The sequence below is a fragment of the Rhodococcus sp. EPR-147 genome, from assembly GCF_001647185.1.
Classification (GTDB): Bacteria; Actinomycetota; Actinomycetes; order Mycobacteriales; family Mycobacteriaceae; genus Rhodococcoides.
Map to the genome: position 1 here is coordinate 1 of NZ_LVCU01000275.1, position 10,183 is coordinate 10,183.

General features: G+C 66.3%; 10 protein-coding genes and 1 pseudogene. 4 read left to right on the plus strand and 7 right to left on the minus strand.

The annotated features are described in order from the left end of the window. Nucleotides 1–97: neutral zinc metallopeptidase (locus A2J02_RS27705; RefSeq protein ID WP_197478015.1), on the plus strand; the 97-nt coding region annotated here is incomplete at its 5' end. A gap of 26 nt (nucleotides 98–123) precedes the next feature. On the opposite strand, the gene A2J02_RS13065 is transcribed toward A2J02_RS27705, so the two are convergent. After that, nucleotides 124–1,152, minus strand: coding sequence for an Rv2578c family radical SAM protein (locus A2J02_RS13065; protein ID WP_068050580.1), 1,029 nt, complete (start codon nucleotides 1,150–1,152; stop codon nucleotides 124–126). A 124-nt stretch (nucleotides 1,153–1,276) separates the two neighbouring features. Here A2J02_RS13065 and A2J02_RS13070 point away from each other — a divergent pair, with 124 nt between their 5' ends. Further along, a complete protein-coding gene (locus tag A2J02_RS13070) occupies nucleotides 1,277–1,747 on the plus strand; it encodes a DUF3237 domain-containing protein (RefSeq protein ID WP_068050581.1) in 471 nt (156 codons plus the stop codon). Between the two features lie 7 nt (nucleotides 1,748–1,754). Here the strand turns inward: A2J02_RS13070 and A2J02_RS13075 are convergent, their stop codons facing one another. Genes A2J02_RS13075 through A2J02_RS13085 form a run of 3 tightly spaced genes read right to left on the minus strand, consistent with a single transcriptional unit; the run spans nucleotide 1,755 to nucleotide 4,364 of the window. Next, nucleotides 1,755–2,408, minus strand: coding sequence for a hypothetical protein (locus tag A2J02_RS13075; protein WP_068050582.1), 654 nt, complete (start codon nucleotides 2,406–2,408; stop codon nucleotides 1,755–1,757). Then, the gene (gene hisS, locus A2J02_RS13080; protein ID WP_068050587.1) at nucleotides 2,398–3,669 is read right to left on the minus strand and encodes a histidine--tRNA ligase; all 1,272 of its coding nucleotides are present in this window, start codon (nucleotides 3,667–3,669) and stop codon (nucleotides 2,398–2,400) included. The genes A2J02_RS13075 and hisS overlap by 11 nt, the downstream gene beginning before the upstream one ends. 2 nt (nucleotides 3,670–3,671) lie before the next feature. Further along, nucleotides 3,672–4,364 carry an MBL fold metallo-hydrolase gene (locus A2J02_RS13085; RefSeq protein ID WP_068050583.1) on the minus strand — a complete coding sequence of 231 codons (693 nt, stop codon included), beginning with the start codon at nucleotides 4,362–4,364 and terminating at the stop codon, nucleotides 3,672–3,674. Nucleotides 4,365–4,555: 191 nt separating this feature from the next. Between A2J02_RS13085 and A2J02_RS13090 the strand changes: the two genes are divergently transcribed. Further along, the gene (locus tag A2J02_RS13090) at nucleotides 4,556–5,419 is read left to right on the plus strand and encodes a peptidylprolyl isomerase (protein WP_068050584.1); all 864 of its coding nucleotides are present in this window, start codon (nucleotides 4,556–4,558) and stop codon (nucleotides 5,417–5,419) included. After that, nucleotides 5,416–6,210, plus strand: a complete 795-nt coding sequence (locus A2J02_RS13095; protein ID WP_068050585.1) for a peptidylprolyl isomerase — start codon at nucleotides 5,416–5,418, stop codon at nucleotides 6,208–6,210. Before A2J02_RS13090 ends, A2J02_RS13095 begins: the two co-directional genes overlap by 4 nt. A 69-nt stretch (nucleotides 6,211–6,279) precedes the next feature. On the opposite strand, the gene A2J02_RS13100 is transcribed toward A2J02_RS13095, so the two are convergent. The 3 genes and pseudogenes from A2J02_RS13100 to A2J02_RS28250 form a co-directional block, all read right to left on the minus strand. Beyond that, nucleotides 6,280–8,583 carry a RelA/SpoT family protein gene (locus tag A2J02_RS13100; protein WP_068050588.1) on the minus strand — a complete coding sequence of 768 codons (2,304 nt, stop codon included), beginning with the start codon at nucleotides 8,581–8,583 and terminating at the stop codon, nucleotides 6,280–6,282. Between the two features lie 249 nt (nucleotides 8,584–8,832). Continuing rightward, a complete protein-coding gene (locus A2J02_RS13105; protein WP_068050586.1) occupies nucleotides 8,833–9,372 on the minus strand; it encodes an adenine phosphoribosyltransferase in 540 nt (179 codons plus the stop codon). Then, nucleotides 9,369–10,183 (minus strand): annotated as a pseudogene (locus A2J02_RS28250) (ABC transporter substrate-binding protein); the annotation flags it as partial. The pseudogene A2J02_RS28250 and the gene A2J02_RS13105, both read right to left, overlap by 4 nt.

Sequence of the window (10,183 nt, forward strand, 5' to 3'; positions counted from 1 at the left end):
GTCTGCACAGCGACAGGCATGGTTCACCGCGGGCTACGAGACCGGGCAGGTGGCGGCCTGCGACACGTTCTCGGCGCGCGACCTGAACAATCCCTGATCCCCGAAGTAGTCGGAACGACGTAGTCAGAACAAGGTGAGGGCCGGCCCCGAGGTCACCGACGCTCGGGGTTCGGCAGGTTCGTTCACGGGCAGCGAGCGGGTCTGCTCTGGGGCGAACCCGTACTTGTCGAGCAACGGATCGATGCGGCCACGTAGCCACTGCTTGTACTCCGGAGTCACGTAGGCCCCGTGCCCGTAGAGTTGACGGTACCGCCGCACCAACGCGGGGTGCTCCTTCACCAGCCAGCTCATGTACCAGTCTTTGGTGCTCGAACGCAGATGCATCGGCAGGGCCGTCACGGTCGTCGCACCCGCCTCGGCCAGAGCACCGATGAGGCCGTCCAGTTGCTTGGCCCCGTCGGTGAGAAACGGAATGACCGGTGCCACCAGAACTCCGCACTCCAGTCCGGCGTCGCGGACCGCTCGAACGAGGTCCAATCGTGCTCGCGGACCGGGGGTTCCGGGCTCGAGCTGCTTCTGCAGGTCGGCGTCGTGAATAGCGAGGCTGATGCTCACGTGCACGTCGACTTGCTGGGCGGCCAACGTCAACAGGGGTAGATCGCGTCGCAAGAGTGTGCCCTTGGTCAGAATCGAGAACGGAGTGCCAGATTCGGTCAGCGCCCGAATGATGCCGGGCATCAACCGATATCGGCCCTCCGCGCGTTGGTAGGGGTCGGTGTTGGTTCCCAGCGCCACCGGCTCACGCTTCCACGATCGCCGCGAAAGCTCCTTGCGCAGAACGGCCGCGACGTTGGTCTTGACGACGATCTGCGAGTCGAAGTCGTTGCCGGAGTCCAGATCCAGGTACTCGTGGGTGGGGCGGGCGAAGCAGTATCGACATGCGTGCGAGCATCCGCGCATCGGGTTGACGGTCCACGAGAAGGGCACCTGCGATTCGCTCGGAACCTCGTTCAGGGCGCTCTTGCACAGCACCTCGTGGAAGGTGATGCCCTCGAACTCCGGCGTCTGCACGCTGCGGACCAAACCCGACCGCTCGAGCCCCGGTAGCGCCCCGTCGTCCGCGGCGTCGAGAGTCTGACCCGCCCATCGCATGCACACAGTCGAACATTTGTTCTATGCCGTGTCAAGGCCGGCCCGCCACTGCCGATCCCCGCTCGGGTGTGGTCATGGGAAGGCGATACCGTAGGCCCCCAGTCGATCCTAGGAGTGCACCGCCGTGACCGCCCCGAACACACCGACCCTCGAACCCATTCTGCGTCTCGGCCTCACACTCGGACCTGGAATCGACATCGGTTCGGTACCCGCGGGCGAGCGGGTCGTCACCACCGTGCTCGGCGGCGCAGCTCCCGGCCCCGACATCGAGGGAACTCTCGCAGCCGGGTCGACCGTCGTCAGCGTGACGCGGTCCGACGGATGCACCGAGTTCAGCAGCGACCTCGTTCTGGAATTGGCGACCGGAGGCTACCTCTCCTTGGACTACCGAGGGGTTCAGTTCGGGCCTGCCGAGGTCATCGAAGCTCTGAACGATCCCGAGCGAGAGGTCGATCCCGCCACGTACTACTTCCGCGGCACACTCCGCGTGTCGACCGCAGTGCCGAAGTTCACCTATCTCAACCGCGCACTCGTCGTCACGTCCGGATCCCGCTCCGCCGAAGCCGTCGTGCTCGACGCCTTCCTGGTCACCTGATCACGGTTCAGTCGAGCAACTGCGCGACCTCGCGGTCGGTCAGCGTCGCCTGCGGAGTTCGCCCTTTGCTGCGAACCAGTTCGACGGCGCGATAGAGCGGCCGCTGATCGAGTCCGGCATCGCGCGCCTCGGCACGTAGCTGATCCACCAGCACCGATGCGATCGCTGCGGCTGGTACCAACTCGGCGGTCCACAGCGAGTCGGCGAGGCTGCGTAACGCGAGAATCGGCAGCTCACGGCCCCCGTCCCTGGTGTAGAGCGCAAGCGGAACCACGATGTGTGTACGCCCGTCGTAGAGCCGCAGCGAGATCTGATCGATTCCGGCCGTCCGAATCGTCAGTTCGGCCGTCACCACCTCCGGCATCTTCAGCCGGCGAGTGCGCAACCCTCGCGCGCACAGTTGCGGGCCGTCGAGCCACACCCGTCGGCGCAGACCGAGCCAACCCGACAGCACTGCGGGACCGCCGACGATCACCCCGACGAGAACTGCGACCCACACCGGCGCGAACAGCGCCAGGACGACGGCGAGAACGATCCCGATCACGGCCGACCCGACCATTATCTTGCGCAGGCGCGGTGCCAGGAACTCCACCGAGACCAGGTCGAGGGCTACCGGCCCCGCGTTGGACCGAGAGTCACCGGGCCGGGACTCACCGGGCAAGGCGCGCTCCGAGGGCGTCGACCACGTCGGCCATCGGAACGGTGTCCTGCTCGCCGTTCGAAAGGTCTTTCACCAGAACCGATTCCGCAGCCAGTTCCTGATCGCCGAGCATCAACGCGAACCGCGCCCCGGACCGGTCGGCGGCCTTCATGGCACCCTTGATCCCGCGATTGCCGTAGGCCATGTCCACGGCTATTCCTCGTTCGCGTAGCTGAGCCGCGATGTCGACGATCGCCAGCTTGGCGCCGGCACCCATCGGAACGCCGAAGACCTGGCATCGTGACGTTGCGCCCGCGGTCTTGCCTTCGGCGGCGAGGGCCAGCACGGTGCGATCGACGCCGAGGCCGAACCCGATTCCGGAGAGCGCCTGCCCGCCCAGCTGTTCCATCAGCCCGTCGTAGCGTCCGCCGCCGCCGATGCCCGATTGTGCGCCGAGCCCGTCGTGCACGAACTCGAACGTCGTCTTGGTGTAGTAGTCCAGGCCCCGCACCATCCGCGGATTCACCAGGTACGGAACGTTCATCACGTCCAGGTATGCCAGCACTTCGTCGAAGTGTTCCTTCGCCGATTCGGAGAGGTGATCGAGCATCAGCGGTGCGTCTGCGGTCATCGCGCGCACCTCAGGGCGCTTGTCGTCGAGCACCCGCAGCGGGTTGATCTCGGCGCGTCGACGGGTGTCCTCGTCGAGGGGAAGCGCGAACAGGAACTGCTGCAACAGCTCTCGGTACTGCGGGCGGCAGGTGTCGTCGCCGAGCGAGGTGATCTCGAGCCGGAACCCGGTGAGCCCGAGGGTACGAAAACCGGCGTCGGCCACGGCGATGACCTCGGCGTCCAGCGCCGGGTCGTCGACGCCGATCGCCTCGACACCCACCTGCTGCAGCTGCCGATACCGGCCGGCCTGCGGGCGTTCGTAGCGGAAGAAGGGCCCGGCGTAGGCGAGCTTGACCGGCAGCGCTCCCCGATCCAATCCGTGCTCGATCACCGCGCGCATGACTCCCGCAGTGCCTTCGGGACGCAGCGTCACCGATCGATCTCCGCGGTCGGCGAAGGTGTACATCTCCTTGCTCACCACATCGGTCGACTCCCCGACTCCGCGGGCGAACAGCCCGGTGTCCTCGAAGATCGGCAGTTCGATGTGGCCGTAGCCGGCGTTGCGGGCGGCGTCGAGCAGCCCCTCGCGTACTGCGACGAACTCGGCCGAGTTCGGGGGGAAGTAATCGGGGACGCCCTTGGGCGCAGAAAAGGCGGTCGGCTTGCTCACGTTCACAGCTTCCCTTGCTCGGGGTCGGTGAGTCCAACGAGGAACGGATTGGACTCGCGCTCCTGGCCTATCGAGCTCTGTCCGCCGTGCCCCGGGAGCACCACCGTGTCGTCACTGAGCGGTAGCAGCCGACTCGCGATCGATCGCAGCAGCTGATCATGATCGCCGCCGGGCAGGTCGCTGCGCCCGATCGATCCCGCGAAGAGGGTGTCCCCGGTCAGTGCCAACGGAACCGAGCCGTCGGGCCCGTCTGCATGGGCGAGGAACACGACGGATCCCTGGGTGTGCCCGGGGGTGTGCACCACCGTGAACTCGATTCCGGCGAGCTCGAGCCGGTGACCGTCCGTGAGCTCGATCACCTCGGCCGGTTCGTGGAACTCGAGGTCGCCCAGCACTGCCGCCAACGTCGGGCCCGTTCCCTTGATCGGATCGGCCAGCATGTAGCGGTCCTCGGGTGCGATGTACGCCGGGATGCCGTACTTTTCGCAGATCGGCTCCACCGACCACGTGTGGTCCAGATGACCGTGCGTGAGCAACACTGCGGTGGGGGTGAGCGAGGACTGCGTCAGGAAGTCGATCAGCGGATCCGCGGCGTCCTGACCGGGATCGACGACGACACACTCGGACGCGTCGTCCTGGGCCAGGATGTAACAGTTGGTCTGAAACATGCCTGCGGGGAATCCGGTGACGAGCAAGACAAACGCTCCTAAAGGCTGAGGCCGAAGTACCGAGCAAGCTTAGTGTGGCCGCTCGCGTCGGGTCCCCCCAGCATGCTCTCAGGCAACAGTGGCAAACTCGCGTTGGCCGATTCTCGGCCGGTTACCACACGATCGGTCCGTGCAGCGAGCGGGCGAGGTCGTTTTTCGACAAGCGGGAGGAACACGAATTGCCCAGCAACGAGCAACGGCGCGAGGCTGCCAAACGAAAGCTCGAACGCCAACTCGTACGCCGCGCCGAGCGAGCGCGGCGTCGTAAGCAATTGACGATCGTCGGTTCCGTTCTCGGCGTCGTCGCGGTCGTGGCCGTCGTCTCGGTCGTGTTCGTGGTGACGCGCGGTGACGACGATGCGAGCACCGCGCAGGAATCGTCGACGTCGGCACCCGCCGATTCGATCATCGCAGCGGGACGCACCGAGCCGCTGCCCGAGACGGTGAACTGCTCCTATCCCGCTGCGACGCAACCGGCGGCCAAGGAGAACACTCCCCCGCGCACCGACAACGTCCCCACCAGCGACGAGCCGCTGAGCTACAGCATGACCACGTCTGCGGGCAACATCGGTCTGACGCTGAACAATCCCGAGGCTCCGTGCACGGTCAACAGCTTCGTATCGCTCGCCAACCAGGGCTACTTCGACGGCACCACCTGCCATCGACTCACCACGGGCGCGGGCCTGCAGGTGCTGCAGTGCGGCGATCCCACCGGCACCGGGTCCGGCGGGCCGGGGTACCAGTTCGCCGACGAATTCCCCACCGATACGTATGCCGAAGGCGACCCCGCCGCACAGACCCCGATCTCCTACCCGCGCGGAACGTTGGCCATGGCCAACGCAGGCCCGGGTACCAACGGCAGCCAGTTCTTCCTCGTCTACGGCGATTCCGAACTGCCGCCCGCCTACACCGCGTTCGGCACCATCGACGAGACCGGACTCGCCACACTCGACGCCATCGCGGCCAAGGGTGTGGAGGGCGGCGCATCCGACGGAGCCCCCGCCGAACCGGTCGACATCACGTCCATGCTGAGCGACCTGTGAACCGCGCCTCGGCGCTGACGATCGCGGTCTCGGCCACCGCGCTGGTACTCGCAGGGTGTTCCGGTTCGACCGAACCGGCAGCCGCACCGACCACCACACCGTCGTCGCCGACGACCACGACGACCGAAGCACCCGCGCCGCGTCCTGCACTCGACCTGTCCCGGTTCGGTGCGTTGCCGCCCGTGCCGCAGCCGACGACCGATACGGTGTCCTGCTCGTATCCGGCGGAGTCGCCGGCCGCCAAGGAGGTCGACGCTCCTGCGACCGACAACATCGACGTGTTCGGAAACGTCGACGTGACGCTGTCCACCAATCAGGGTCCGATCGACATCACACTCGACCGCACTCAGGCACCGTGCACCGTCAACAGCGTCGTCGGCCTCGTCCAGCAGGGATATTTCGACGGCTCGCCCTGTCACCGACTGACGACGTCACCGGGCCTCGAGGTATTGCAGTGCGGTGATCCGTCCGGGTCCGGTCGAGGTGGACCGGGATACACCTTCGCCAACGAGTACCCCACCACCGCGTACACCGACGACCCGGCCCAGGCCGAGAATCCGGTGGTCTATCCCCGAGGAACGTTGGCCATGGCCAACGCAGGCCCAGATACCAACGGCAGCCAGTTCTTCCTGGTGTACGCCGATTCGGTGCTGCCGCCGCAGTACACGGTGTTCGGCACGATCTCGGACTCCGGTCTGCAGACCCTCGACGCCATCGCTGCGGGCGGGGTCACCGGTGGCTCCGAGGACGGCGCACCGGCGAACCCGGTGATCGTGGAGTCCGCCGCCTGAGTTCGCGCTCGAAGGCCGAGAGGGTGAGCAGAACATCTGCTCACCCTCTCGTCGTTCTCGGACTGCCGCTCAGGCAGCAGACGTCAGGCGGTACACGTCGTAGACGCCCTCGACGTTGCGCACCACGTTCAGCACGTGCCCGAGGTGCTTCGGGTCGCCCATCTCGAACGTGAACTTGCTGATCGCCACCCGGTCCCCCGATGTCGCGACGGACGCCGAAAGAATGTTGACCTTCTCGTCGGCGAGCGCCTTGGTGACGTCGGACAGCAGTCGATGACGGTCGAGTGCCTCGATCTGAATGGCGACCAGGAACACCGACGACGCCGACGGCGCCCACTGAACCTCGATGAACCGTTCGGACTGTTCCTCGAGCGACCGTGCGTTGGTGCAGTCGGTGCGGTGGACACTCACCGATCCACCACGGGTGACGAATCCGAGGATCTCGTCTCCCGGCACCGGGGTGCAGCACTTGGCGAGTTTCGCGACGACGCCCTCGGATCCGGTGACCAGTACGCCCGCGTCGCCGACCTGACGGGGTCGAGTCGGGATGGTCGACGGGGTCGACCGCTCGGCGAGCTCTTCCTCGACATCGCCGACGCCGCCGAGATGGGCGACCAGCCGCTGCACCACGTGCCGAGCGGACACATGATTCTCGCCGACCGCGGTGTAGAGCGCAGAGACGTCGACGTACCGTAGCTCGTGCGCGATTGCCGACATCGACTCGGCATTCATCAAGCGCTGCAAGGGTAGCCCGCCTCGACGGACCTCCTTGGCGATGCCGTCCTTGCCCGCCTCGAGAGCTTCCTCGCGGCGCTCCTTGGCGAACCACTGGCGAATCTTGGTCTTGGCACGCGGTGAGGCGACGAAACCCTGCCAGTCCCGGCTCGGACCGGCAGTGGCGGCTTTCGAGGTGAACACCTCGACCACTTCACCGTTGTCGAGAGTCCGTTCCAGTGCCACGAGTCGACCGTTGACCCGCGCACCGATACAGCGATGCCCCACCTCGGTGTGCACCGCGTACGCGAAGTCGACCGGACACGATCCGGCGGGCAGGGTGACCACGTCGCCCTTGGGCGTGAAGACGAAGATCTCCTTGACCGCGAGGTCGTAACGCAGCGACTCGAGGAACTCTCCCGGATCGGCGGCTTCTCGCTGCCAGTCGAGCAGCTGACGCATCCACGCCATGTCGTCGACCTCGGCATTGTCCTGTGAATGCTTGCCCTTGGTCTCCTTGTAGCGCCAGTGCGCCGCAATTCCGAACTCGGCTGTACGGTGCATGTCCCGCGTCCGGATCTGCACCTCGAGGGGCTTGCCCTCGGGTCCGATCACCGTGGTGTGCAGCGACTGGTACACCCCGTAGCGCGGCTGCGCGATGTAGTCCTTGAAACGGCCCGCCATCGGCTGCCACAGCGAATGCACCACGCCGACAGCGGCGTAGCAGTCGCGGATCTCGTCGCACAGGATGCGGACGCCCACGAGGTCGTGGATGTCGTCGAAGTCGCGGCCCTTGACGATCATCTTCTGGTAGATCGACCAGTAGTGCTTCGGGCGACCCTCGACGACGGCACTGATGCGCGACGCGGCGAGTGTCGCGTTGATCTCGGCCCGAACCTTCTCGAGGTAGGTGTCGCGGGACGGCGCACGATCGGCCACCAGACGCACGATCTCGTCGTACTTCTTGGGGTGGAGTATGGCGAACGCCAGGTCTTCGAGCTCCCACTTGACCGTGGCCATTCCGAGCCGATGGGCAAGCGGCGCAATGACTTCCAGCGTCTCCTTGGCCTTGCGCGCCTGCTTCTCCGGGGGCAGGAACCGCATGGTGCGCATGTTGTGTAACCGGTCGGCGACCTTGATGACCAACACCCGTGGATCTCGCGCCATCGCGATGATCATCTTGCGGATGGTCTCGCCCTCGGCCGCAGTTCCGAGCACGACCTTGTCGAGCTTTGTCACTCCGTCCACGAGATGAGACACCTCGTCGCCGAATTCCTCGGTCAACTTGGCCAGCGAATACCCGGTGTCCTCGACGGTGTCGTGCAGCAGCGCCGCAACCAGGGTGGTCGTGTCCATTCCGAGTTCGGCCAGAATGTTCGCCACAGCGAGCGGATGCGTGATGTAGGGATCGCCGGACTTGCGCATCTGCGAGGCGTGCAGCTCGTCGGCCACGTCGTAGGCCCGCTGCAGCAATGTCAGGTCGGCCTTGGGATAGAGCTCGCGGTGCAGGCTGACCAGTGGCTCGAGCACCGGCTTGACCGCCGCGCTGCGTCCGGCGGTGATGCGGCGCGCCAGACGCGCCCGCACCCGACGCGATGCCGAGGTGGGGACGGGTGCCGAATTACGGGTTCCCGACGGAGCCTGCGCATCGTTCGCCACCGGGCCGTGGGGTACCGGAGTGTCGACGGCCGGGCGGGAATCACCGGACGCGGCCTCGTCTGTCGTGACGACGTCGACACCGGTCCGTTCGGTGACCCCGGTCTGATCGGCAACGGGCCGTTCGGGGACGGCAGGCCCATCGGGCAAGGGCTGATCGATGTAACGGGTCACTCTCATCACCTCCTGCCACACGTTCCGCGTTGTCGCCGGAATTGTTCGGTCAACGCTTCGTGAAAGCGACTTTAGTCCTCATACTCGAACCAGGCAGCCGAGCGGGTAACCACTGCACTTGTCGCGCCCACCCAGAACAGCGATCTCGAGAACCACAGCGGCTCCGGCGATCACTGCTCCCTGCTCGGCCAACAACCGAGCCGTCGCATCGACGGTACCGCCGGTCGCCAGTACGTCGTCGACCACCAGCACTCGCTTCCCGGTCACGTCGATCGCAGTCGGGATCTGCAATTCGGCGGTTCCGTACTCGAGATCGTACGACCGTGAATGCACCGGAGGCGGCAACTTTCCCGCCTTGCGCACCGCCAGCACACCGCACCCGAGTTCGAGGGCAACTCCGGCCCCCAACAGAAATCCCCGTGCGTCGATACCCGCCACCAGGTCGACGTCCTCGAATCCCTGCGCCAACTCCGATACGACGCTGCGTAACGCCGGCCCGTCCGCGAACACCGGTGTCAGATCGCCGAAGCGCACACCGGGGACGGGAAAATCGTCCACCCACCGCGTCAGCCTGGCCACGGCAGCGGCCGCACCCACTGCACCGTCTGCATCGTTCATCGAAGAAGCACCCACCGATCCATGTTCCATCCGGCACCAGCGGCAGTCGGGTTGGGCACCACGTCCTGCATGCCGTCACTGACGACGGTCGTACGCGGCTCGTTGTACAGGGGAAGCGACGGCATGTCGTTCCACAGGATGTTCTCGCCCTCGGTGGCCAGCGCCAGAATGCCCTCGGGATCGTCGGTCACCGCCAATTGATCGACGATGGAATCGATCCTGCCGTTGCTGTATCCGCCGACGTTCAGACCGATTCCAGTGCGCAGCGAATACCGTGCGGTCACCGCGGCAGCCGAACCCGACGGTCCAGGAAGCGATCCGCTGCTACCCAGGACGGCATCGACCGCCCCGGCCCGCAGGGCGGACGGAGTGAAGTCCGGCGAGCTCGCATCCTCGACGGTGATGCCCGCGGCGGCACAATCGGCGGCCATGCGGCTCACCACCTGGGCGCGCCGCGCGTCCGGTCCCCGGTAGCCGACACGAACGGTCATTGCATTCTCGCCTGCGGCCTCGAGCTCTCGGCCGGCCTGGTCCAGGTCCGAGCGCTGGTAGCGATCACCCACCACCGACGCGACCGACGGGTACACCAGCGTGTCGGGCTGAACGAGACGCGAGTCGACGACACCGGAGCCGAGACCCGCATCTGCCGCCTCGGAACCGGGGTGGCCCAGTGTGTCGAACAGGTCCGATCTCGGGATGCATGCGGCCACTGCTCGACGTGCACTCGCCTGGCCCAGCACCCCCTGGGTCGAGAACGTCAACTGCTCGACGCCTCGCGACGGTTCCTCGGTGGTGGTGAAACCCTCGGTGG

Excerpts from the sequence above, each read along its gene's own strand:
- A2J02_RS13105 (WP_068050586.1), bottom strand. The coding sequence starts at position 9,372 with ATGAACGATGCAGACGGTGCAGTGGGTGCGGCCGCTGCCGTGGCCAGG.
- A2J02_RS13065 (WP_068050580.1), bottom strand. The coding sequence starts at position 1,152 with ATGCGATGGGCGGGTCAGACTCTCGACGCCGCGGACGACGGGGCGCTA.